The 23,041-nt window shown below is 28.7% G+C and carries 22 protein-coding genes; 16 read left to right on the top strand and 6 right to left on the bottom strand.

Translation table 11 applies throughout. The features are described from left to right. Positions 1 to 23: 23 nt before the first annotated feature. Together BUA86_RS14065 and BUA86_RS14060 are read right to left on the bottom strand one after the other, a co-directional pair. Positions 24 to 854 (bottom strand): ABC transporter permease, encoded by an 831-nt coding sequence (locus tag BUA86_RS14065; RefSeq protein ID WP_072933729.1) that lies wholly within the window; start codon positions 852 to 854, stop codon positions 24 to 26. A 1-nt stretch (position 855) separates the two neighbouring features. Next, a complete protein-coding gene (locus BUA86_RS14060; protein WP_072933727.1) occupies positions 856 to 1,755 on the bottom strand; it encodes an ABC transporter ATP-binding protein in 900 nt (299 codons plus the stop codon). 80 nt (positions 1,756 to 1,835) lie between these two features. Between BUA86_RS14060 and BUA86_RS14055 the strand changes: the two genes are divergently transcribed. The 8 genes from BUA86_RS14055 (at position 1,836) to BUA86_RS14020 (ending at position 6,347) form a co-directional block, all read left to right on the top strand. Then, positions 1,836 to 2,714, top strand: coding sequence for a ChaN family lipoprotein (locus BUA86_RS14055; RefSeq protein ID WP_072933726.1), 879 nt, complete (start codon positions 1,836 to 1,838; stop codon positions 2,712 to 2,714). A gap of 484 nt (positions 2,715 to 3,198) precedes the next feature. Further along, a complete protein-coding gene (locus BUA86_RS14050) occupies positions 3,199 to 3,732 on the top strand; it encodes a hypothetical protein (RefSeq protein WP_072933724.1) in 534 nt (177 codons plus the stop codon). Between the two features lie 336 nt (positions 3,733 to 4,068). Next, complete coding sequence (locus BUA86_RS14045; protein ID WP_072933722.1) at positions 4,069 to 4,359, top strand: hypothetical protein; 291 nt, start codon at positions 4,069 to 4,071, stop codon at positions 4,357 to 4,359. An 11-nt stretch (positions 4,360 to 4,370) separates the two neighbouring features. Continuing rightward, entirely contained in the window at positions 4,371 to 4,808 is a 438-nt protein-coding gene (locus BUA86_RS14040; RefSeq protein WP_072933720.1) for a hypothetical protein, read from the top strand. 1 nt (position 4,809) lies between these two features. Next, the gene (locus BUA86_RS14035) at positions 4,810 to 5,316 is read left to right on the top strand and encodes a hypothetical protein (RefSeq protein ID WP_072933718.1); all 507 of its coding nucleotides are present in this window, start codon (positions 4,810 to 4,812) and stop codon (positions 5,314 to 5,316) included. Between the two features lie 18 nt (positions 5,317 to 5,334). Continuing rightward, positions 5,335 to 5,736 (top strand): DUF3997 domain-containing protein, encoded by a 402-nt coding sequence (locus BUA86_RS14030; protein WP_178300428.1) that lies wholly within the window; start codon positions 5,335 to 5,337, stop codon positions 5,734 to 5,736. A 5-nt stretch (positions 5,737 to 5,741) separates the two neighbouring features. Continuing rightward, a complete protein-coding gene (locus tag BUA86_RS14025; protein ID WP_072933715.1) occupies positions 5,742 to 5,933 on the top strand; it encodes a hypothetical protein in 192 nt (63 codons plus the stop codon). Between the two features lie 18 nt (positions 5,934 to 5,951). Further along, positions 5,952 to 6,347, top strand: a complete 396-nt coding sequence (locus tag BUA86_RS14020; protein ID WP_072933713.1) for a hypothetical protein — start codon at positions 5,952 to 5,954, stop codon at positions 6,345 to 6,347. Positions 6,348 to 6,393: 46 nt separating this feature from the next. On the opposite strand, the gene BUA86_RS14015 is transcribed toward BUA86_RS14020, so the two are convergent. Continuing rightward, positions 6,394 to 8,271 (bottom strand): Nramp family divalent metal transporter, encoded by a 1,878-nt coding sequence (locus BUA86_RS14015; RefSeq protein ID WP_072933711.1) that lies wholly within the window; start codon positions 8,269 to 8,271, stop codon positions 6,394 to 6,396. 252 nt (positions 8,272 to 8,523) lie between these two features. Here BUA86_RS14015 and BUA86_RS14010 point away from each other — a divergent pair, with 252 nt between their 5' ends. The 3 genes from BUA86_RS14010 to BUA86_RS14000 all read left to right on the top strand — a co-directional run bounded on the left by BUA86_RS14010 (position 8,524) and on the right by BUA86_RS14000 (position 12,307). Further along, positions 8,524 to 10,758 carry a RelA/SpoT family protein gene (locus tag BUA86_RS14010; RefSeq protein ID WP_072933861.1) on the top strand — a complete coding sequence of 745 codons (2,235 nt, stop codon included), beginning with the start codon at positions 8,524 to 8,526 and terminating at the stop codon, positions 10,756 to 10,758. 484 nt (positions 10,759 to 11,242) lie between these two features. After that, positions 11,243 to 12,004 carry a type I methionyl aminopeptidase gene (gene map, locus BUA86_RS14005; RefSeq protein ID WP_072933710.1) on the top strand — a complete coding sequence of 254 codons (762 nt, stop codon included), beginning with the start codon at positions 11,243 to 11,245 and terminating at the stop codon, positions 12,002 to 12,004. 3 nt (positions 12,005 to 12,007) lie between these two features. Continuing rightward, positions 12,008 to 12,307 carry a hypothetical protein gene (locus tag BUA86_RS14000; protein ID WP_072933708.1) on the top strand — a complete coding sequence of 100 codons (300 nt, stop codon included), beginning with the start codon at positions 12,008 to 12,010 and terminating at the stop codon, positions 12,305 to 12,307. Between the two features lie 71 nt (positions 12,308 to 12,378). On the opposite strand, the gene BUA86_RS13995 is transcribed toward BUA86_RS14000, so the two are convergent. Together BUA86_RS13995 and BUA86_RS13990 are read right to left on the bottom strand one after the other, a co-directional pair. Next, positions 12,379 to 13,749: a peptidylprolyl isomerase gene (locus BUA86_RS13995; protein ID WP_072933860.1), complete on the bottom strand. Its 1,371-nt coding sequence runs from the start codon at positions 13,747 to 13,749 to the stop codon at positions 12,379 to 12,381. Positions 13,750 to 14,056: 307 nt separating this feature from the next. Further along, positions 14,057 to 14,917 (bottom strand): beta/alpha barrel domain-containing protein, encoded by an 861-nt coding sequence (locus BUA86_RS13990; RefSeq protein ID WP_072933706.1) that lies wholly within the window; start codon positions 14,915 to 14,917, stop codon positions 14,057 to 14,059. A gap of 63 nt (positions 14,918 to 14,980) precedes the next feature. On the opposite strand from BUA86_RS13990, the gene pepT reads away from it, so the two are divergent. After that, positions 14,981 to 16,222 carry a peptidase T gene (gene pepT / locus BUA86_RS13985; RefSeq protein ID WP_072933704.1) on the top strand — a complete coding sequence of 414 codons (1,242 nt, stop codon included), beginning with the start codon at positions 14,981 to 14,983 and terminating at the stop codon, positions 16,220 to 16,222. 88 nt (positions 16,223 to 16,310) lie between these two features. Continuing rightward, positions 16,311 to 16,979, top strand: coding sequence for a head GIN domain-containing protein (locus BUA86_RS13980; RefSeq protein ID WP_072933702.1), 669 nt, complete (start codon positions 16,311 to 16,313; stop codon positions 16,977 to 16,979). 68 nt (positions 16,980 to 17,047) lie between these two features. Here the strand turns inward: BUA86_RS13980 and BUA86_RS13975 are convergent, their stop codons facing one another. Then, entirely contained in the window at positions 17,048 to 17,500 is a 453-nt protein-coding gene (locus BUA86_RS13975) for an SRPBCC family protein (protein WP_072933700.1), read from the bottom strand. Positions 17,501 to 17,605: 105 nt separating this feature from the next. Between BUA86_RS13975 and pafA the strand changes: the two genes are divergently transcribed. The 3 genes from pafA (at position 17,606) to BUA86_RS13960 (ending at position 22,386) form a co-directional block, all read left to right on the top strand. Further along, the gene (pafA, locus tag BUA86_RS13970; protein ID WP_072933698.1) at positions 17,606 to 19,246 is read left to right on the top strand and encodes an alkaline phosphatase PafA; all 1,641 of its coding nucleotides are present in this window, start codon (positions 17,606 to 17,608) and stop codon (positions 19,244 to 19,246) included. Positions 19,247 to 19,467: 221 nt separating this feature from the next. Continuing rightward, positions 19,468 to 20,925 (top strand): alanine/glycine:cation symporter family protein, encoded by a 1,458-nt coding sequence (locus tag BUA86_RS13965; RefSeq protein WP_072933696.1) that lies wholly within the window; start codon positions 19,468 to 19,470, stop codon positions 20,923 to 20,925. A gap of 108 nt (positions 20,926 to 21,033) precedes the next feature. After that, positions 21,034 to 22,386, top strand: a complete 1,353-nt coding sequence (locus BUA86_RS13960) for a DEAD/DEAH box helicase (protein ID WP_072933695.1) — start codon at positions 21,034 to 21,036, stop codon at positions 22,384 to 22,386. Positions 22,387 to 23,041 lie beyond the last annotated feature (655 nt).

The raw sequence follows: 23,041 nt of genomic DNA, 5'->3' as shown, positions 1-23,041 counted from the left end.
TTTGTATTTAATATCATTACAATTTATAAATCTCTTTTCTTGATAATAAACAATGTTAAACCAAGGAATAAGAAAATGTAGAAAACATTAGTTCCGAAAAATTCCCATTGTATATGATCTGGTGTAAATAATTTTCCTCCACTCATAAGACTTTGAATATCCATTGATGGAGAATCCAAAATCTCGCTATTAGAATTTAATGGTAGAAAATTTGTAAAGAATGTAAATTCTTCACCTGGTTTTGGAGGAGTTTTTCCAAATCGAACAAAAAATTCTACACCTTTTAAAATAGATTCTCCAATACTTAATACGATAAGTGATAAAATTGCAAACGCACTTTTTCTTAATAAGAAAGATAAGAACATTGCGAAAACGATGTACGCGAATATCTCTACAAAATATCCTGCTAAAAATTCTATTCCATTTACAAGATCAAATTTTTCGCTGAAAGAAGCTCCTAAACCAAGAACAAGTGCTGCAACAACAAAACTTGAAAATAAGGTAATAATAAGATTTAATATTATTTTAGAACCAAAAAATTCTGTTTTAGTTAAACCATCAATTGTATTTTGTTTAAATGTTCCGAAAGAGTATTCGTTTGTAATATTATTGATAACAATAATTGCTAAAAAGAATTTACCAAAACCAATTAACCAAGCAATATTATGCCAAATAGCTGGAAAATCTAACGCTCCTAATTTAATGAAATCTACTTCCATACCACTAATAGTTGGCTTAAAATTAGGTAAAGTAATTCCCATTAAAATAATCATAATAAAGTAGATGATAATAAAAATTCTTGTTCCTTTATTATAAAAAACTTTATTCCATTCTATGCTAAATAATCTTTTCATACTAGTTTTTTTGATTTTGAATTAATTGGAAAAATTGTTGTTCTAACGATTCTTTACGTTTCACTAAGTGACTAACAACAATACCTTGTTCGAATAATATTTTATTAATTTCTGCTGGATCTTTTTCTTCATTTAAAACAGCAATTACTTTGTTGTTCTCATTTTTTATTGTCGAAATAAACGGAAGATGAGACAAGGCATTCTGTAATGACTCTATATTTGTTGAAGCAACTTCTATACTTCCAAAACTAGAATTCATTTCTTCTACAGAACCTGCATAAAGCATTTTTCCTTGATTAAGAACAACCACATGAGAACAAACTTTCTCAACTTCATCTAACAAATGACTTGCTAATATAATTGTTGTTCCTTGTTCAGCAATTTTAATGATTAATTCTCTAATTTGAATAATCCCTTGTGGATCTAAGCCATTTGTAGGTTCATCTAAAATTAAAACCTCAGGGTCGTTTAACAATGCTCCAGCAATAGCTAAACGTTGTTTCATACCTAATGAATAGTGCTGAAATTTATCTTTTTTTCGTTCCAATAACCCTACTAATTCTAATTTCTCGTCAATTTTAGAATAATCAGCTTCTTTAATATCGGCAACAATCTCTAAATTTTTATGAGCAGATAAATAAGGATAAAATTTTGGACTTTCTATTATTGCTCCAATCCTTTTTAAAGAGTTATTATTAGGTTCTTCTTCAAACCATTTCCAATTTCCATTTGTAGGATTTAATGCATTTAAAATCATTCCTAGCGTAGTAGACTTTCCACTACCGTTTGGACCAAGTAATCCATAAACATTTCCTTTTTCTACCGAAAAACTAATGTCATTTACAGCGGTAAAGCTGCCAAATTTTTTAGTAAGATGATTAATTTCTAGTACTTTATTCATCGTAGTTTAATTTTGTTTTTATTATTAGTGTAAAAAGTTGTTATTTTGTTACAATTTAGAATTAATTTAAATAATATAAAATGCGAAAAATAGCAATTACTTTCTTATTTCTCTTAACAGTACTTGTAAATGCACAAGAATTAAAAGTTTATCAAATCTACAATCAAAAAGAAAAGAAAGTAGATTTTGGAAAAATGATTTCAGAACTTTCTAAATATGACGTCGTTCTTTTTGGTGAGCATCATAATAATGCCGTTAACCATTGGTTACAATTAGAAACAACAAAAGCTTTATATCAAAAAAAGAATGGTCAAATAACTTTAGGAGCCGAAATGTTCGAGCGTCATCAGCAAGAAGCCTTAACAAGTTATTTAACAAATAAAACAGATGATAAAACTTTTCAGTCTAGTACAAATCTATGGCAAAACTATAAAACAGATTATAAACCTTTAGTAGATTTTGCAAAAGAGAAAAAACTTCCTTTTATAGCAACTAATGTTACACGAAAATTTGCTTCTTATGTTTCTAAAAACGGATTATCGAGCTTGGATACAATTGCCGATACCGATAAAAAATACATAGCAAAACTTCCTTTCGAAATAGATTATGATGCACCAGGTTATCCAGAAATGATAAAAATGATGGGCGATCATGCTGGATTAAGAGCTAAACAATTTGTAGCAGCTCAAGCATTAAAAGATGTTACCATGGCAGAATCTATTTTATTAAATCAAAAATCGGGGAATTTATTTATTCATTATAATGGTGATTATCATTCTAAAAGTTACGGAGGAATTTATTGGTTTTTAAAGAAAGCAAATCCAAATTTAAAAATTGCTGTAATAGAAGTTTTAGAAGCACAAGACGGTACACTTTCTATTGATAAAGCAAAAGATGAAAGTTATGTTCCAACAGAATTTATAATTGTCTTTCCTTCAGCATCACCAAAAACGTTTTAATGAAAATAAATTCTTTATCTATATATACTGAAATAAGATAGAAGATCATATGAATTATAAAAAGAGATTAGCATTATGCTAATCTCTTTTTATTTATAATTATTAAATTAAATACTTAATATAGAGTTTGTTATATAGAAAATCTAGATTTTTGTGTTTTTAATAAATTTATTACGAGCGAATTAGCTTTATTTAATAATATAAATCAGATTTTTTTAGTCCTGATGGAACAGTGCTAGTTTTTTGTACCCATAAAGTGCAAAACATCTTAAAGAAAAATAAGATTACGAATGTTGAGTTAATGGACATTAATAAAATTCAAGCATATTCAGTAGGTAATGAATAAAATGGATTAATCCCCTGCTTGCGCGAGCGTCTCGCTCGTGTAAAGGATAATGTTGAGGAATTTTTATAATAGGTAAATAATGATAAAAACTGATTAAATTAAATTTTTAAATAAAACCCAATTATAAACTTAATATTCATGAAAACTTTAAAAGGATGCTTAATTTCGTTATTTATTTTTTTTATTTTCTGTTTTTCAATAACTTATTGTATTAAATATTTTACAATAAAATCATTTGAAAATAAATATGATGAAGTAAATAAATCTTGGATTCATTTACTAACTAATATAAATGATAAAAATGCCTATTTATACAAGAAAAGTTTGTTAAATGATAGTATTAATTTTTATGTTGAAAGAAATAATATTTATAAGGAGACTACTCAAAATAATATTAAAATTCAAGAAAATGAGTTTTATATAGATAAATATTCTCATGATACAGATTCTATAAATTCTTTATTGAATAGCTTAGTAAAAGATTATAATAATAAAGCTAAAAATTATAATTTTAGTAGACAGAGTTTTCCTAATTTTCTTTTTTTGAAAGGGAGTATTTATAATTTTACATTTAAATATTACTATATAAATTATGGAGAGATTAACGAAAATCCATTAATTAGGGAAGAAAGGGTTAATAATTTTATTGAAACTGGAGTTTTGAATGAGTAATTAATTTCCCTGCTGGTGTGAGTGTCTAGCTCATACCTTTAAAAGGAACACGTTTTATAAATTGATGTGTATAGATAATGCGAACACGAGCAGGATACTAGCGCTAGGTTGGGTTTACAATTATAACAAAAGATCATATAAATAAAAAGAGATTAGCATTATTTCTAATCTCTTTTTATTTATAGTTCTTAAATTAAATGCTTAATATAGAGTTTGTTATATAGAAAATCTAGATTTTTGTGTTTTTAATAAATTTATTACGAGCGAATTAGCTTTATTTAATAATATAAATTGTATTTTATAAGTATTAATTTATCTTAATAATAATTTACATCTATGGAAAATTTTCATACACAATCCGGAGGATTGATATTAGGAGCAATTAGAATGACTTCTCCACTTGCACAAATAGTTATCCGTGAAGATAGCTTGATAATTAATCACTCTCTCTTTTTTAAATTAGTATTTACTTCAGAAGATATTATTGATATTATACCCAATTATGACTTTTTTGAGAAAGGAGTTGTTATTAAACATAATAAATCAAAGTATAATTCTAAAATTATATTTAGAACATTTAAACCAGATAAATTAATAGAAGAAATAAAAAAAACAGGATTTTTTTAAACAAAAAAATAATGATTAGATATTTATTTATAGTAGTCTCTTGTTTAACTTTAATTGGAACACAATTAATGATTTATAATGTTTTCCGAGATATAAACAGTCAATTAAACAATTTTTTCGAGAAAGAAACAGTTACGTGTAAAATTGAAAATACAAGAGAACTTGAATCTGCTATAGGTAGAGGTACTTATACAGAAATACAAACAGATTGTGGAAATTATCCAATATTATTAGAAGATTTTACAAATAGTGATGTTATAAAAAAGGGAAGTTACTTATCAAAGAAACCTCAAAACAATGAATTTGAAGTTTTTTCGAATAATAAATCGTATCATTTCATTTTAACTTCTTACAAAGATTACGAAATGACGTTAAGAATTTTATTTTTTATTTCAACTGTCATAGTAATTTCGGTTACGTATTATAAGCTCTTCATAAATAAGAGTTAACATGAAAAAATGTATATTAATTATATTGTTTAGCTCTTTTTTGTTTGCTCAAAATACTGGCCAGAATAGTATTTACGAAATAATATTAAATCATGAATTTCCAAATAATTCTAAGAGACTTGTAATTCTTAATTATCAGCTTATACAATATGATAAATATAAAAAACTACTTTGTGAAGGAGGAATTGATTTTAAAAAGAATGAATTACTATGTTCTTTTAAAGATCAATCAACTTTCAAAAATATAGATCATATTTATATAAATCGAGAACACGAGGTATTCTATGAAAAAGATATAACAAAATATAATTACAAAAATTATAACAAAATACCTTTTGGTGTAACACAATTTTCTAATATTCTGAATACTGAAATTTCATCTAATTTAAAATTAGTGTACATAGAAAATTACTCTAGTGGTTGGGATGGTTTTGGTAAATTTTATCTTATGGAAAAAAGATATACTACATGGTTTATTAAGAAAATATATTTTTCTTGGATAGCATAATAGATGAATTTTTTAATTATGGAAAAATATTTTAAAATTGTAATTACGTTAGCTTTAATTAGTTCTTTTTCTTCTTGTAATGATATTAAAAGTAATCAAATTATAGGGAGATATTATTTAGTTGCTGTTGATACAAAAGATGATATGAGTATTGGCTATGAAGTTGATGAAAGTGGAAATACCGTAGATGTTGTTCCAGAAACAATATTTTCTGTTGGAAATAATGATAAATATATAATTGCAAAACAACACCCAAATACAAACAGAAAAATAACTAACTATTTTATAATTCCTATTTATAAAGAGTATACATATTTTCCTGAAAAGGGAGTAATTGGACCAATATCTTTAAATGAATTTATAGAAAAGCAAAAAGAATTAAATATATCAACTGTAACTTTTGATAAAACGATTAAATAATATTAATGATTTTAAAAAAACATATTGTTAAAAAATTAGCTCAAAGATTATCATTAAATTATTCAGATACTCAACAAGATTGGGATTTAGAAATGTCAGATTTAAACAAAATTGATGATTTCATTGAATTTTATAATTCCAATGATTTAGATTTTGAAGAAATAAAAATTTATATGTTGTTACCAATTATAGAATAATGAATTTATCAATTGAAAATGGATTTAACAGATATAATCAATAGAGTCGTAAAATTAGATTTATCTAATTGGTGCTTCAATTCTTTTTTTATTACAATAGATGAATTTAAACGTAAAGGTTTAAAGGTATCGTTTTGGGAAAATGAAGAAAACTGGGCTTCAATTAGTAATGCTGATAATATTACAGTAGGTTATCTATGGAATAAATACCCTTTATTATTTATAGAAAGTAGATATTTAAGCCTTTTAAGTGACACGTTTAATGAGAATAATGATTTAACTATAATTTCTGTAGATTCTCTACATTCAGATTTATTTAGAATGGATGATAATCTAGCTAGTTTATTTGATAGTTATATAAATTTAAATTCATTCACAGCAGAAGATTTATGGTTTGTAACAAATAGTAAATAATGGGAATATTTTAATAGGAGAGCAGTTAGTTTAAATAACTCCTCTTTTATTTTGCAATAAATAGTGGGATCTTTACTTTATGTCTTAATTTATTAATCGTTTCTCCAAAAATAAAATCCATAAATCCTTTATGGCCATGAGAACCAACAATAAGTAAATCTGCTTGTTGTTCTTCACAAATTTTAGCAATAGTATTTACACGGTTATTATATCCTAACTGAATAACTGTTTGTTTAAACAATGGACGAAGAATATGCGCATACTTCTCTAAACGTTTTAAATCAGATTGAGCCTCAGTATCATCCGTTTTTTCTCCTGTATATTTAACAGAAGCACTCTCAACAATATGAATTAAGATTAAAGTTGTATCTTGCTGTGCAAGTTGTGTAGCATAATTAATAATTTTATGATCTGTTTTAGAAAAATCTAATGCTATAGCAATACGAGAAAAATGTTGTGTTGTTATTTCGTTTAAAGTAAAAGGCTCAAAAGGTTCATGAATTTCTTTTATCTCCTCAGAATCCTTTTTTCTAATTATCGGAATAATAAAAGTAAGTAATAATAGTACTAATAAACCAACTTCTAATCCAACCAAAAATAATTTAAAGAGATACGAGTTATTATCTCTCATCCAATTATTAAATTCCTCGTAAACTAACTGAGCATTTAATATACAAATAATAAAAGCAATTGTCCAAGCAAAGAATTTTGTAATTGTAGAAATGGTAAATTTTCCCATTTGTTTTTTATCACTCACAAAATGAATAAGAGGAATAATAGCAAATGCCAATTGCATGCTCAAAATAACTTGACTAAATATTAATAACGAACCTACTTCATTTTCTCCAAAAATTAAAATAACTAATACAGCTGGTACAACAGCTAAAAGTCGCGTTAAAATTCTACGTAAAACAGGATTTATACGAAGATGTAAGTAACCTTCCATTACAATTTGCCCTGCCAAAGTTCCTGTAACAGTAGAACTTTGTCCTGCTAATATAAGTGCAACAGCAAAAAGTTTTGGAGCTAAATCTGTTCCTAAAGTAGTTCCTAATAAATGGTAGGCATCATTTAATTCAGCAACTTCATGGTAACCATTTTTATGAAAAACAGAAGCGGCTAAAATAAGAATAGCAGCATTTACAAAAAATGCTAGATTAAGTGCAATAGCGCTATCCCAAAAATTATATTTTAAAGCTCTTTTAATTGATTTATCGTCACGTTTTATTTTTCTTGTTTGTACCAAAGCCGAATGTAGGTAGAGGTTATGAGGCATTACAGTTGCTCCAATAATCCCTATACTTATGTACAAGGCAGTACTATTGGGAATAGATGGAATAAAGCCTTTTGCAACTTCACCAAAATCTGGTTTAGCTAAGAACATTTCGGTAAGGAAACATAAACCTATCATGGTAATTAATCCCACAATAAAAAGTTCCATTTTTCTCATTCCTAATCGTTGTAAATACAACAACAAGAAAGTATCTGCAAAACTAATTAAAACACCATATAATAAATCTATTCCGAAAAGTAAATTAAGTCCAATTGCCATTCCTAGAATCTCGGCTAAATCACATGCTGCAATCGCAATTTCAGCAAGAATATATAAAACGAAATTCATTCCTTTTGGGTAGGTTTCTCTATTGCATTGTGCTAAATCTTTTCTGCGGACAATCCCTAAACGTGTACACAAACTTTGTAAAAGTAAAGCCATAATGTTACTCATTAATAAAACCCAAATTAATGTATAACCAAATTGGCTTCCTCCGGCTAAATCCGTTGCCCAATTTCCAGGATCCATATACCCAACACTAATTAAGTATGCTGGTCCAAAGAAACTAAGTATTTTTTTAAACTTTCCCTTTTCAATTTTTACACTCTCGTGTACATTCTCTAATGACTTATTTTGGGCTTGTTGAGGCATTTCTATATTTTCAATTACTCAAATTTAAGTTAAATTGAATAGAAATTGTAGAATGTTTTCAAAGATTTTAATTGGCTAAGTATTTAGCATCTAATGCTCAAAATAAATATCAATAAAATATTTAAATTAATATTGTGTTATTTCGAGAGATTTTTCATCTTCACAAATAAGAAATATTGTATATTTATTACAGAAATTTAGAGGATATAGTGAGAATATATCTGCTTTTACTATTACCAAAACTAGAAAATGATGAACACTCCTCACATAATAACAGACGAACAGTTAGAAAAAGAGAACGTTGAGATAGCGAGACGCTATAGAGAAATGCTTCAGAACACCTATATAACATTATCTGATGAAGATAAGAAGTTAATTAGGCGAGCTTTTGATTTGGCTGTAGATGCGCATAAAGACCAACGTAGAAAAACTGGAGAACCATATATTTATCACCCAATTGCTGTAGCAAAAATTGTTGCAGATGAAATTGGTCTTGGAGCAACTTCTATTGCTGCTGCTTTAATGCACGATGTAGTGGAGGATACAGATTATACTGTAGAAGATATTGAGAAGTTATTTGGTGCCAAGATAGCGAAGATTATAGATGGTTTAACGAAAATTTCTGTTCTTAATAGACAAGATTTATCTATACAGTCTGAAAACTACAAAAAGCTTTTATTGACTTTATCTGAAGACGTTCGTGTTATTTTAATAAAAATTGCAGACAGACTTCATAACATGCGTACCCTAGAAAGTATGCGAGAAGATAAACAACTTAAAATAGCTTCTGAAACAGTTTTCATTTATGCGCCATTGGCACACAGAATGGGATTGTACAACATTAAATCAGAATTAGAAGATTTAAGTTTAAAATATACGCAGCCAGAAGCTTATTTAACAATCGAGCAAAAATTAACAGAAGCAAAAGCTCAGCGAGAAGATTACATTCAAAAATTTTGTGAAGTAATTTCAGAGAAGTTAGAAGCGGAAGGATTAGAATTTGAGATAAAAGGACGCTCAAAATCTATTAATTCAATCTACAGAAAAACAGTAAATCAAGGAATTCCTTTTGAAGAAGTTTTTGATTTATTTGCAATCCGTGTAATTTATAGATCAGACAAAAAGAATGAGAAATTCTTAGCTTGGAAAATCTATTCATTGATTACGGATTTATATATTCCAAATCCAAAACGTATGCGCGATTGGATTTCTCAACCTAAAACAACGGGTTATGAGTCTTTACACGTTACTGTTATGGGACCACAAGCACGTTGGGTAGAAGTTCAGATTCGATCAGAAAGAATGGATGAGGTTGCAGAAATGGGTATTGCTGCACACTACAAATACAAAGAAAATGTTTCGGATGATGATACAAAAGTAGACGAATGGATTCATCAGGTTCGAGAAATGCTTGAACAAGAGGATACAAAAGATGCAATTGAGTTTATGGATAATTTTAAATTCAATCTGTATTCTAAAGAAATCTACGTTTTTACACCAAAAGGAGATTTACACTCATTACCTAAAGGGGCAAGTTCCTTAGACTTTGCTTATTCTATACACTCCAATGTTGGTGATCATTGTTTAGGAGCAAAAGTAAATGGAAAATTATATCCATTATCTCACCAATTACAAAGTGGTGATCAGGTAGAAATTATTACTTCTACTCAGCAGAAACCAAAATTAGAATGGTTAGATTATGTTGTAACAAGTAAGGCGAGAAGTAAAGTAAAAGCATCATTAAATTCTGATAAACGAAAAGTTGCTGAAGAAGGAAAAGAGATTATTCAGAGAAAGTTAAGACATTTAAAAGTTGATTTTAGTGAGAATACAGTTAATCAATTACAACAATTTTTTAAATTAAGTTCTAGTCAAGATTTATTTTATAATGTAGCGATGGGAATCATTGATAATAATGATTTACGAAAGTTCGCTGAAAGAAATTCTGGATTTACTGGTTTAATTAATCGTTTCAGAAAATCTAGTTTCAATCCAACTAAAAAGGATGATGCTCCCGTAGATAAAACAAAACTAGATAGTTTAGTTTTTGGGAATGATGAAGAAAGATTAGATTACGAATTAGCAAGTTGTTGTAATCCAATTGCAGGAGATAAGGTTTTTGGCTTTATTACGGTTTCTAAAGGAATAAAAGTACATAAGGTAGATTGTCCGAACTCAGTTTCATTACAAGCTAATTATGCTTACCGTATTATAAAAGCAAAATGGATTGATTCTTCTCAACGTGAATTTAAAGCCTTAATTGAGCTACATGGATTAGATAGATCTGGTATGGTTAGCGACATAACATTGGTTATTTCTAAAAATAATTCATTGAATATGCACAGTATTAATCTTTCTGAGGATGCTGGTATTTTTGACGGAAAAATTACAGTATCTGTTAAAAATAAAGCTGAGTTAGAAAAAATTATGCTCGAATTAAAAAATATTGAAGGGATTCAATCTGTAAAAAGAACATATAAAAACTAATAACTTTTAAAAAAAAATAACAAATAAATCCGTTTATAAAAACGGATTTATTTGTTTAAAATCTTCTCCTTTTAAAACATGAAGTTGTTTAAATCTTCAACTGTTTTTATTTTAATTATTTAATTAATTCTATTATTATACCTAGTAATTCAGCTTCTTAATGATTTATAGCGAAATGAGATCCTGAAACGAGTTCAGAATGACATACAGGACTTAAACTAAATTTATCATTCGTAATATTTAGTTTTGTCATAGAAATCAACAAATTATACTTCCACAGGTTCACCACGACAAGCTTGAAATCCGTTATTAATTTATCTAAATTGAATTAATAATTACAGTATGTCTCAAACTAATTAATTTTCAATTTCACACTGAATAATGCTAATTAGAACTAAAATTTATTAAAAATATCATATTTCGTTTATTTATGAAGTAAATTTGCAAAAGATTTCAATTACCGAAATCAGATTTAATATAAGCAATGATAATAGAAACGGAAGAAGAGTTAAATGGGATAAAAAAAGTCAGCGAAGCTGTAGCCATTACTCTTAAGGAGATGAAAGATTACGTGAAGCCAGGAATTTCTACAAAAGAATTAGATTTATTTGGGGCTTCTATTATGCAAAAATTAGGATGTAAATCTGCTCCATACGAAACATATAAATTTCCTGGTTATACATGTTTAAGTGTAAATGAAGAAATTTGCCATGGAATTCCATCAGAAACAAAAATTCTAAAAGAAGGAGATGTAATTAATATAGATGTTTCAGGAGAACTTGCAGGTTTTTGGGCAGATAACGGAGGGTCTATTGTTGTAGGAGAGGATGTAAATGGTTATCAAAAAATAGTTGATGCTTCTATTTCTGCTTTACAAAAAGCGATTGCAGCTGTAAAATCGGGTGTAAAAATTGCTGATATTGGTGGAATTATTGAAAAAGAAGCAAAAAAACATCATTATAAGGTAATCGAAAATTTAACAGGACATGGAGTAGGGCTGTCTCTACACGAAGAACCTTTAGATTTATTAAATTATAGAGATGTAAACGATAAACGTAGACTTCGTAAAAATTCTGTAATTGCATTGGAAACATTTATTTCAGAAAACTCTAACGAAGCAATAGAACAAGCTGATGGATGGACTATGATAGGAAATAATCCTGGCGTTTTTGCACAACATGAACATACAGTTTTAGTAACATCCGAAGGTCCTATGATTTTAACATTAATGAATGAAAACTGGTAGAATATGAAGAATAACGATTATATAAAAATTGATAGAGAAATTGTAAAAAAAATGAGCGAAGATATACAAGCTTATTTAGTAGAAAACAATTTAGAGAGAGTGAAGACATGGAAAATGATGCCTTTTCTAATTGAGAAAGGTTACTTTCCTCATGATAGAAAGAAAGGTTATCCTTTGAGACAAGTTTTAAATGATTTAAACAAATCTAACGAATTGCACTTAATCCCTCAAGCTGCACCAGAATTTTTGGAAGTTGAGAATAAGAAAACATCTATTTATTGGTATTTTTCTCCAGTAAAATAAGAGATAAAATAAAAGAATAAAGCATAAAAAAAGCATCCTTAAGGATGCTTTTTTTATTTTATATGAAAGAATTATTTTACATTCTTTTTCTCCCAATCGATAGGGAAGTTACAACTTTGGTATTCTGCTCCAATTTTAATGTAAGCGTCACCAACTTGTCTTTTAACCCAATCCAATAACATCGTTCTTTCTTTGTCTTGTACAGCAAATTTTTGAATTCTGTAGTAATCTTGTTCATAGTTAATTTTATGAGCAGGATAAGATTTGTTTAATTTTAAAATTCTTAATGCTTTTCTGTTTTCGAAATCATCTTCAAATACTTGAGAAATATCTTCATCAGCTAATGTTGTAATAGCAGAAAACATTGGTAATGGTAAAGATATTTTTTCAAAACGATCATCACCAGAATTTTGATTCATTAAGTTACCAGAGTTAAATTTCGTGTATTTATCATCAGAGAAACGTAATGCAGCATCTTTAAATGTCATTTTGCCATCGTTAATTAATAAACGAATAGAATCTAATTTATTTGTAGCTTTTTTAATTTCTTCCTCTGTAGGTTTTAAAGAAATTAAAATGTGACGTAAGTCTAATTCTTGTCCACGACGCTTATCTAATTTAATAATGTGGTATCCAAAATCTGTTTTAAATGGTTCAGAAATTTCACCTTCTTGTAAATTAAATGCTACAGCGTCAAATTCTTTTACCATTTTACCACGAGAAACTTTTTTATATTCACCACCATTACTAGCAGAACCTGGATCTTCCGAATATAAAATAGCTTTTGTTGTAAAAGAAGCACCTTCTTCTATTTCTTTTTTAATCTCTTTTAATTGATCAATAATTTTTTGTTGATTTTCCTGAGAAACCTCTGGGAAAAGAACAATATGACTTAAAGAAACTTCATCTTTTACATCTGGTAATTCACCTTGGTGTTTTTCAAAAAATAAACGAACTTCTTCTGGAGTAGCATCTGCACCTTTCACAACCATTTCCCTTTTGTTACGAGCGTAAATGTTATCTTCAACAATATATTTAGTTTCATTTTTCATTTCCGCCATTGTACGGAATCCAAAATAATCTAAAATTTGTTTTTCACCACCAGCTTGAGCAACCCAACCTTCAATTTGAGAATTTAATTGGCGTGTTACTTCATCTTGTGTAACTTTTATTAAAGTATCTTGTTTTGCACGGTCAACTAACATTTTGTCTAACATAATGTCATTTAAAAAATCACATTTATTGTCAACTTTAACTCCTTGTTGTTGAGACATTAAATAATCACGATCAACATCCGATTCTAAAACAATTTGGCTACCAACAACAGCAGCAATTCCGTCTACTTTAGCTAGACGCTTAGGAGTTGATTTTGCTGTTTGTGCAAAAGTATTTACCGCAAATAATGTTGCAATTAACAACATCATACTCGATTTAAATTTCATATACTTTAATTTCATTTTAATTTTCATAAAGTTCGGTTTATATTCAACCGATGAGCAAATTTAACTTTTTTTGTTAAAGTCCAGCATATTTTAATTTCCTTTAACAAAAGAATTCGTTTTTTAATTTATTATTAAGATTAAATCAAGAGTCTATTTAAATTTATATTGTAATAGTGTTTATAGATTATTTTAAAGCGAGAATAGGCAAATTTTGTAATGATAATTGGGTTTTATCATGAAAAATTTAACGAATTCGTAGTTAAAAAGAAATATAAACAAATTATATAGATAAATTTTAAATAGACTCTTAGCCAAATGTTTTTAATGAAACATTCCATGCTGATTCAAAATCAAATAAATTAAGACCATGTTTTTCTTTGTGTTCGTTTGCAAAAGTAATTAATTTTTCTGTTGGCATATTTCCAACCATATTACTTTTAGACATAGGACAACCACCAAGACCTTTTATTGCACCATCAAATTTTCTACAACCATTGTTATAAGCTGTTTTTACTTTCTCATTCCATTCACTGTAAACAGTATGGAAATGCGCTCCAAATTCAATTTCTGGATAAAGAGGAACTAAATTCTGAAATAAACTATCTATTGTATCTGCTTTGGCAACACCAATTGTATCTGATAAATTGATAGATGTAATTCCTATGTCCGCAAATTTTCTAGACCAGTTTGTTACTAATTCTTCATTCCAAGTTTCACCATACGGATTTCCAAAAGCCATTGATAAATAAATTAACAATTGTTTTCCATTGTCAATAGCAATTTGATTAATCTCCTTAATTTGATCAAAAGATTCTTGTTGACCTTTATTCGTATTGTATTGTTGGAATTGCTCAGAAATAGAAAAAGGAAACCCAATAATGTCTACTTTTTCGTGTTCAGCACCTTTTACAGCACCACTTTTATTTGCAACAACAACAGATAATTTAGATTTTGATTGAGATTTATCTAAATTGTCTAAAACCTCTTTTGTGTCTGCCATTTGTGGGATTGCTTTTGGAGAAACAAAACTTCCACAGTCAATTGTATCAAAACCAACAGTTAATAAACGATTTATGTAATCAATTTTAGAATCTGTAGGAATAAAATCTTTCCACCCCTGCATAGCATCACGCGGACATTCTATAATCTTAAAATTTCGTTCACTCATTTTTTTGTTTATTTGCGCTTTAAAGGTAGATAATTTACTAATTTTGACAAAAATTAAAAACGCATGCAAACAGAATGGAGAGAAAAGTTGGTTAACCGCTTTTTAAAATATGTAAAAACTTACACAGAAAGTGAAGCATTTTTAGATAAATTTCCTAGTACAGATCGTCAATGGGATTTAGCAAAATATTTAGTTGAAGAATTAAAACAAATTGGTTTAGAAGATGTTTCTATCGACGAAAATGGATATGTTTTTGGATATGTTCCTTCAACTGTAGACCATGAAGTTCCAACAATTGGTTTTGTTTCACACATGGATACATCACCAGATTTTTCTGGAGAGAATGTACAACCTCAAATTTGGGAAAATTATGATGGTGGAGATATTAAATTAAATGAAAAAATGATTTTATCACCTTCAGAATTTCCAGAGTTATTACAATACAAAGGACAAACAATTATTTCTACAGATGGTACTACATTATTAGGAGCTGACGATAAAGCGGGAGTTGCTGAAATTGTAACGGCTGCAGAATATTTAATTGCTCATCCAGAAATTAAACACGGACGTATTGCAATTGGATTTACACCAGACGAAGAAGTTGGTCGTGGAGCAGATTTTTTTAATGTAGAAAAATTTGGTGCAGAATGGGCTTATACGATGGATGGTTCTGAGATTGGAGAATTAGAGTATGAAAACTTTAATGCTGCTTCTGGAATTATTACAATAAAAGGAAAATCTGTTCATCCTGGTTACGCAAAAAATAAAATGATTAATGCTGCAAATATCGCAATGGAATTTGCTGCACAGTTACCAAATGACGAAGTTCCTGAATTAACTGATGATAGAGAAGGATTCTTCCATTTAGCAAAAATGACTGGAAATGTAACTGAGGCTAAATTAGTTTACATTATTCGTGATCATGATATGGAACAATATGAAGCTCGTAAGGCTTTATTTTTACAATTAGCTGCAGATATTCAAGAGCGTTTTGATCATGAAGTTATTACAGCTGAAGTTTCAGATCAGTACTTTAATATGATAGAAAAAGTAAAAGATAAATTTCAGTCAGTAGAAATTGCAGAACAAGCATTAAAAGATACAGGAATTACACCAAATATAAAACCTATTAGAGGTGGAACAGATGGTGCTCGATTATCTTTTATGGGATTACCTTGTCCTAATATTTTTGCAGGAGGTCACAATTTCCATGGACCTTACGAATATGTTCCTGTAGAATCTATGGAAAAGGCTACAGAGGTTATTGTTCGTATTGCAGAATTAACTGCTGAGAGAGCAAAATAATTTAATTTTAATTAAATACTTAAAATTTTCTGTTTTGGTTTGAAATTTGTTTTTAATTTCACAATAACAAAACAGAAAATTTTTTTTTATGAAAAATATACTTTTAGCTACTGTAGCTTTATTTGGATCTTCTTTTGCAATGGCGCAAGAGAAAGTAAACATTGGAGATTTTAACACTCTTAAAGTTTATGATAAGATTCCTGTAGAATTAATTTCTTCTAGTAGTAATTATGTAGAATTGGATGGTGTTAATTCAAGTGATATTAAAGTTGAAAACACAAAAGGAGAATTAAGAATAAAATTGTCTGGAACAAAATTAATGCAAGGTGATGAAGCAAACGTAAAAGTTTATTATAAATCATTGTACGATATTCAAGCAAGTCAAGGTTCTAAAATTCATTCTGATGATGTTTTAAAGTCAAAGACATTAAACTTAACATCTAATGAAGGATCATCTATTAAATTACCAATTGAAGCTGGTAAATTAGAAGTTAAGATAAACTCTGGAGCAGAAGTTATCTTAACTGGTAGTACAGAATTTCAGACTGTAGTAGCCAATTCTGGAGGAAAGTATTTTTCGAAAACTTTAAAAGCTGAAAATTCAACTTTAACAACTAATGCTGGAGGTGAAATAGAAGCAACTTCTACAAAATCTGTTGAAGCAAAAACGAGAGCAGGTGGTAGAATTGATATTTATGGTAATCCAAAAGACCGTAACCAAAAGAAAGTTGCGGGAGGAAAAATTAATTTTAAATAATAATAATTTAACCGTTAATATAGTAAAAAAGGATGTTCAATTTATTGAACATCCTTTTTTCGTTAGTATTAATTAATTTCTTGTTTTTCAGAACTAATATTCTCAACATAGTTTTTTAAAGCAATTCGAATAATTTCTTCCCAACCAGCAACAAAACTATCTCTAGAAAAATTTTCATCATCTGGAGGAAAAGATTCAACACCTTCATGTGTTAATAATAATGTTGTTTGTGGTCCAAACTCATCTTTTAATTCTGATAGTTCAAATGTTACAACAGATTCTCCTTTATATACAGGATATACCCATGTATATGAAATCTTTTTATTCGGAATAACTTCTATAATTTTACAATGATGTAAATAAGAACCTCCGTAAAACTCGAATTCAAACCCTGGTATAGCTTCAAAATGTTCAATGTCAAAATACCATTTATCGAAAGCTGTTTTATTGGTTAAAGCAAACCATACATCAGCTACCGATGCATCAAATATTTCTGTAATAGTAATTGGTCTTACACTCATAATTATTATTTTTTAATTAGGTTATCTAAATATTTTATTATTAATTATTATTTAAAACTGTGCCAAAAATTTAATTGCTACATTTGTTATCGTAAATTTTTAAAAATGAAAATAAATAAAACTTTTTTAAGTGTTTTAGGGCTTTTTGCGGGATTATCAATGTATGCACAACAAGAAGTAAACCGTCCTAAATTAGTTGTAGGAATTGTAGTAGACCAAATGCGTTGGGATTATTTATATCGTTACCAAGATAGATATTCTAAAGGAGGTTTCAACAGAATGATGAATGAAGGTTTTAGTAATGAGAATACTTATATTCCCTATGTACCTACTGTAACTGCAATAGGGCATAGTTCTATTTATACAGGATCTGTACCAGCTATTCATGGTATTGCAGGGAATGATTTTATTATTCAGGCAACAGGACAAGAAATGTACTGTACACAAGATGATAGTGTAACAGGAGTAGGGACAGCAGGTAAAGCTGGAAAAATGTCTCCAAAAAATTTATTAGTATCAACAGTTACAGATCAATTAAAGTTAGCGACTAATTTTCGTTCTAAAGTTTACGGAGTTTCATTAAAAGATCGTGGAGGAATTTTACCAGCAGGACATTTTGCAGATGCAGCATTTTGGTTTGATGGTGAAACAGGAAACTGGATTACAAGTTCATATTACATGAATGAGTTACCAAAATGGTTAGAAAACTTTAATGGACAAAAACTTGCTGAAAAGTATTTAGATAAATGGAATACATTATATCCTATTAATACTTATGTGCAAAGTGAAAAAGATGGAAATCCTTATCGTGAAAATTATAAAGGAGCAACTAAAATGCAATTTCCTTATGATTTAAAATCATTGAAAAAAGATAATGGAATTGGATTAATTCGTAATACACCTTTTGGAAATTCATTAACAAAAGATATCGCGATTGCTATTATAGACAACGAAAAACTAGGACAAAACGAAAAAGGAATAACAGATTTTTTAGCAGTTAGTTTTTCTTCTACAGATTATGTAGGTCATCAATTTAGCCCAAATACAATCGAAACAGAAGATACATACTTACGTTTAGATAAAGATTTAGAAACATTATTTAATCACTTAGATAAAAAAGTTGGTAAAGGAGAATATGTTGTTTTCTTAACAGCAGATCATGGTGGAGCACATAACCCTAAATATTTCCAAGATAAAAGAGGAAATGCTGGATATTTCCCTACAGGAGAAGTAAAAAAAGGATTAAATGCTAAACTTACAGAAGAATTTAAAATTGGTGATCTTGTACGTTCTCTTTCTAATTATCAAGTACATTTAAATTATCAAGCAATTGAACAAAATAATTTGAACGAAGAAGCTGTAAAAGATGCAATTGTAAAATATATGCGCAAAGTAGATGGCGTTTCTTTTGTTTCTGATATGGATAAAATAGACCAAACACCAATTCCTGCAATTATTAAGGAACGTATGGTTAATGGTTACAATAGAAAAAGAAGTGGAGCTATTAATTATATCTTAGAACCACAATGGTACGGAGGAAAATTAAATGCAGGAGGAACAACTCACGGTACTTGGGGATCTTATGATGCACATATTCCATTTGTATTAATGGGATGGGGAATTAAACATGGAGCAAATAATAATCCTGTTCATATGACAGATATTGCGCCAACTATTTCTGCATTATTACACATAGAAGAACCAAATGGAAATATTGGGAAACCAGTAACAGAGGTTATTCAGTAAAAATAAGATAGAAAATTAAAACGTTTTTAAACGTATTTTTTATACAACCCCAAAAAGTTAATCGCTTTTTGGGGTATTTTTTTATTTTAATAATTGATAATTAGTTGCTTGTGTTTAAATAGAAAGTTTAAAAAAAAGAATTAAATCTTAAAAAAAAATAGAATATTATAATATTTTTTAGCATTTTAGCAAAATCAAACCAACCAACCAATTTAAATCTTATGGATGAATTAGTCAATTCAATCAACAGTTACGTGTGGTCTTACGCGTTAATAGGTCTTTGTGCCGTAACAGGAATATATTTTTCTATAAAAACAAAATTTCTACAAATTTTTTATATAAAAGATATGGTTCGCTTACTCTTTTCAGGTCAAAAATCAGAAAAAGGAATATCACCTTTTCAGGCATTTTCTTTAGCAATTTCTGGTAGAGTAGGAACAGGAAATATTGTAGGAGTTGCAACTGCAATTGCTATGGGAGGACCTGGAGCTATTTTTTGGATGTGGTTTATAGCATTTCTTGGAAGCGCTTCCGCTTTTATAGAAGCAACTTTAGGACAACTTTACAAACAAGACATTGATGGAGAATACCGAGGAGGACCTTCTTACTATATAGAGAAAGGTTTGGGAATAAAATGGTATGCTGTTTTATTTGCTGTTATAACAGTAATTAGTTGTGGATTACTATTACCAGGTATACAATCTAATAGTATATCATCAGCATTAATTAATGCATTTGATGTTCCGACTTATGAAATGTCAGGAATACCAATTAATATTGTAGGAATAGGTATCATCTTGTTATTAGCAATAATTATTTTTGGTGGCGTAAAGCGTCTAGGAAAAGTTGCAGAATTTGTAGTTCCATTTATGGCAGGAGCATATATTTTAATGGCAATTGTTATTATTGGGATGAATATTCAACAGATACCTAATGTGTTAAAATTAATTTTTTCTTCTGCTTTTAATCAAGAATCATTGTATAGTGGTGTATTTGGTTCAGCAATTGCTTGGGGAATTAAACGAGGAGTATACTCTAACGAAGCAGGACAAGGAACAGCTCCGCATGCTGCTGCCGCTGCTGAAGTTGGACATCCAGCTGAACAAGGTTTAGTGCAAGCTTTTTCTGTATACATTGATACTTTATTTGTTTGTACTGCAACAGCATTTATGATATTATTTACAGGGAAATATAATGTAAATGATCCTTCTGTAGCAGGAAATTTCCTTACACAAAATGTACCAGGTGTTGATTATACTGGATTTACACAGGCAGCTGTTGCTCATCATTTTGGATCTTTTGGAAATAGTTTTGTAGCTATCGCTTTATTCTTCTTTGCTTTTACAACTATAATGGCTTATTACTATTATGCAGAAACGAATATTACTTATTTTCTTAAAGGTAAGAGTTCTAAAGGATATATTTGGGCTTTGAGAATAGGTTTTCTTATTGCAACATATTACGGAACAATAAAAACCGCTGAAACTGCTTGGGCAATTGGAGATATTGGAGTAGGATTAATGGCTTGGGTAAACATTATTGCAATTTTATTATTAGGAAATGTTGGTCTAAAAGTATTGAAAGATTATAAAGATAAACGTAAAAAAGGAATTAAAAATCCAGACTTTGATCCAGAAGAACTTGGAATTAAAAGTGCTGATTTTTGGATGAAGAAATAATTATAAAAAAACTTGAGTTTCCTCAAGTTTTTTTATTTTTTATTAAATTCAATCAATTAGTAATTTTACAGTAGACGCAGTTTCGTAAAGAAAACTTATCTTTGCAAAATGGAAATTACATTCGCAGATTTCGAACTAACAAAACAATTGGATTCGGCTTTAGAAAAGTTGAATATCACAAAGCCAACTCCCATTCAAGAAAAATCATTTAAACCGATTCTTTCTGGAAGAGATATTATGGGAATTGCACAAACTGGTACAGGGAAAACATTAGCTTATTTACTGCCTTTATTAAAAACATATCAATATTCTAAAACCAATCAACCAAAGATTGTTATATTAGTTCCTACACGCGAATTAGTTGTTCAGGTTACAAGTATTTTAGAGAGTTTAGCAGAGTTTATTAATGTTCGTATTTTAGGAATATATGGAGGTGTTAATATTAATACACAGAAATTACTAGTTTACGAAGGTTTAGATATTCTAGTCGGAACACCAGGACGAGTTTTAGATTTGGCTATAGACAATGTTTTGTCTTTTAGAGAGATGAAAAAACTAGTTGTTGATGAGTTTGATGAAATGTTAAGTTTAGGTTTTCGCGCTCAATTAATTCATTTATTTACAATGATGAGCGATAAACGTCAGAATATTTTATTTTCTGCTACAATGACAGATCAGGTAGATGATATGTTAAATGAATATTTCAAAAATCCTATCGAAATTTCATTGGCTCGTTCAGGAACACCATTAGAAAAAATTACACAAACAGTAATTCCTGTTGAAAATTTCAATACAAAATTAAATTTAATTGTTCACCAATTAGAAGATAAAGCGAAGTATGAAAAGGTATTGATTTTTGCTAATAATAAAAAACATGCCGATTTAATTTACAATCATTTAGATGAAGTTTATCCAGAAGAATTTGGAGTAATTCATTCTAATAAATCGCAAAACTTCCGTTTAAGAACAATGGAAGCTTTTACAAGAGATGAATATCGTGGTATTATTACAACAGATATTATGGCTCGTGGACTTGATATTCCAGATGTTTCGCATGTTATTAACTTCGAAATTCCAGATGTACCAGAACAATATATTCATAGGATAGGGCGTACTGGTCGTGCTGATAAAAATGGACATTCTATTTCTTATTTCACAGAAAAAGAAGTAGATAGTTTAGATGCGATTGAGGAATTAATGGAAAAGGAAATTGAACAATTAGTATTTCCTGAAGAAGTTAAGATTAATCCTGTAAAACGCGAGTTTGAAAAAGATGTTGTAAAAATGAAAGCGCTAACAACTGTAAAGATTGAAGAAAGAGGTGCAGCATTTCACGAGAAGAAAGATAAAAATAGAAAGGTAAATTTAGGAGGTCCAACAAAAAGAAAGCCACCAAAATCTAAACCTAAAAACCGTGGTCAGCAAAAACAAAAAGCTAAAGCAAGAAAAAAAGGGAAATAATTTAAAATCTATTTTCTTTTAAAAGAATAAAATTTAAAAAATGGAAACTAATATTTTAATATTAGTTTCCATTTTTTATTTTCTAGTCTAAGTTCTCGATACAATTTTTCTTTATTTCATTTCGAAAAATCACTCGAACTGACAGAAAATTGTGTTGTAATTTTTAAATTAGAGGATGTGATGTTGAAATGAATTCAACATGGCAAAGTGTAGTAAATATAAAAATACTCTGTACTCTCTACATTTTACTTTTCCTGTCTATGTTCTCGATATAATTTTTCTTCATTTCATTTCGAAAAATTACTTGAACAGATATAAAATTGTGTTGTAATTTTTAAATTAGAGGATGTGATGTTGAAATGAATTCAACATCACAAAGTGTGTTTTTAAATACTAATTTGTTATATTATAATAAATCCGTCATTTCGAGTGAAATTCGTTTAGAATTTTGTATCGAGAAATAATAAGGATTAATAGATTTTCCAGTCTAAGTTCTCGATACAATTTTTCTTCATTTCATTTCGAAAAATCACTCGAACTGACAGGAAAAAAATACCTTTCTAACTTCTAACTTCTAACTTCTAACTTCTAACTTCTAACTTCTAACTTCTAACTTCTAACTTCTAACTTCTAACTTCTAACTTCTAACTTCTAA

Source organism: Chishuiella changwenlii (genome assembly GCF_900142565.1).
GTDB lineage: Bacteria > Bacteroidota > Bacteroidia > Flavobacteriales > Weeksellaceae > Empedobacter > Empedobacter changwenlii.
This window is presented reverse-complemented; position numbering and strand designations above follow the sequence as displayed.

Bases quoted from the DNA above. Each gene is read 5' to 3' on its own strand.
- BUA86_RS13995 (WP_072933860.1), bottom strand. From the start codon at position 13,749: ATGAAATTTAAATCGAGTATGATGTTGTTAATTGCAACATTATTTGCG.
- pepT (WP_072933704.1), top strand. From the start codon at position 14,981: ATGCAAACAGAATGGAGAGAAAAGTTGGTTAACCGCTTTTTAAAATAT.
- BUA86_RS14000 (WP_072933708.1), top strand. From the start codon at position 12,008: ATGAAGAATAACGATTATATAAAAATTGATAGAGAAATTGTAAAAAAA.
- BUA86_RS13980 (WP_072933702.1), top strand. From the start codon at position 16,311: ATGAAAAATATACTTTTAGCTACTGTAGCTTTATTTGGATCTTCTTTT.
- BUA86_RS14060 (WP_072933727.1), bottom strand. From the start codon at position 1,755: ATGAATAAAGTACTAGAAATTAATCATCTTACTAAAAAATTTGGCAGC.
- BUA86_RS14055 (WP_072933726.1), top strand. From the start codon at position 1,836: ATGCGAAAAATAGCAATTACTTTCTTATTTCTCTTAACAGTACTTGTA.
- BUA86_RS14025 (WP_072933715.1), top strand. From the start codon at position 5,742: ATGATTTTAAAAAAACATATTGTTAAAAAATTAGCTCAAAGATTATCA.
- map (WP_072933710.1), top strand. From the start codon at position 11,243: ATGATAATAGAAACGGAAGAAGAGTTAAATGGGATAAAAAAAGTCAGC.
- BUA86_RS14040 (WP_072933720.1), top strand. From the start codon at position 4,371: ATGATTAGATATTTATTTATAGTAGTCTCTTGTTTAACTTTAATTGGA.
- BUA86_RS14035 (WP_072933718.1), top strand. From the start codon at position 4,810: ATGAAAAAATGTATATTAATTATATTGTTTAGCTCTTTTTTGTTTGCT.
- BUA86_RS14020 (WP_072933713.1), top strand. From the start codon at position 5,952: ATGGATTTAACAGATATAATCAATAGAGTCGTAAAATTAGATTTATCT.
- BUA86_RS14065 (WP_072933729.1), bottom strand. From the start codon at position 854: ATGAAAAGATTATTTAGCATAGAATGGAATAAAGTTTTTTATAATAAA.
- BUA86_RS14050 (WP_072933724.1), top strand. From the start codon at position 3,199: ATGAAAACTTTAAAAGGATGCTTAATTTCGTTATTTATTTTTTTTATT.
- BUA86_RS14015 (WP_072933711.1), bottom strand. From the start codon at position 8,271: ATGCCTCAACAAGCCCAAAATAAGTCATTAGAGAATGTACACGAGAGT.
- BUA86_RS13965 (WP_072933696.1), top strand. From the start codon at position 19,468: ATGGATGAATTAGTCAATTCAATCAACAGTTACGTGTGGTCTTACGCG.
- BUA86_RS14045 (WP_072933722.1), top strand. From the start codon at position 4,069: ATGGAAAATTTTCATACACAATCCGGAGGATTGATATTAGGAGCAATT.
- pafA (WP_072933698.1), top strand. From the start codon at position 17,606: ATGAAAATAAATAAAACTTTTTTAAGTGTTTTAGGGCTTTTTGCGGGA.
- BUA86_RS13960 (WP_072933695.1), top strand. From the start codon at position 21,034: ATGGAAATTACATTCGCAGATTTCGAACTAACAAAACAATTGGATTCG.
- BUA86_RS14030 (WP_178300428.1), top strand. From the start codon at position 5,335: ATGGAAAAATATTTTAAAATTGTAATTACGTTAGCTTTAATTAGTTCT.
- BUA86_RS13975 (WP_072933700.1), bottom strand. From the start codon at position 17,500: ATGAGTGTAAGACCAATTACTATTACAGAAATATTTGATGCATCGGTA.
- BUA86_RS13990 (WP_072933706.1), bottom strand. From the start codon at position 14,917: ATGAGTGAACGAAATTTTAAGATTATAGAATGTCCGCGTGATGCTATG.
- BUA86_RS14010 (WP_072933861.1), top strand. From the start codon at position 8,524: ATGAACACTCCTCACATAATAACAGACGAACAGTTAGAAAAAGAGAAC.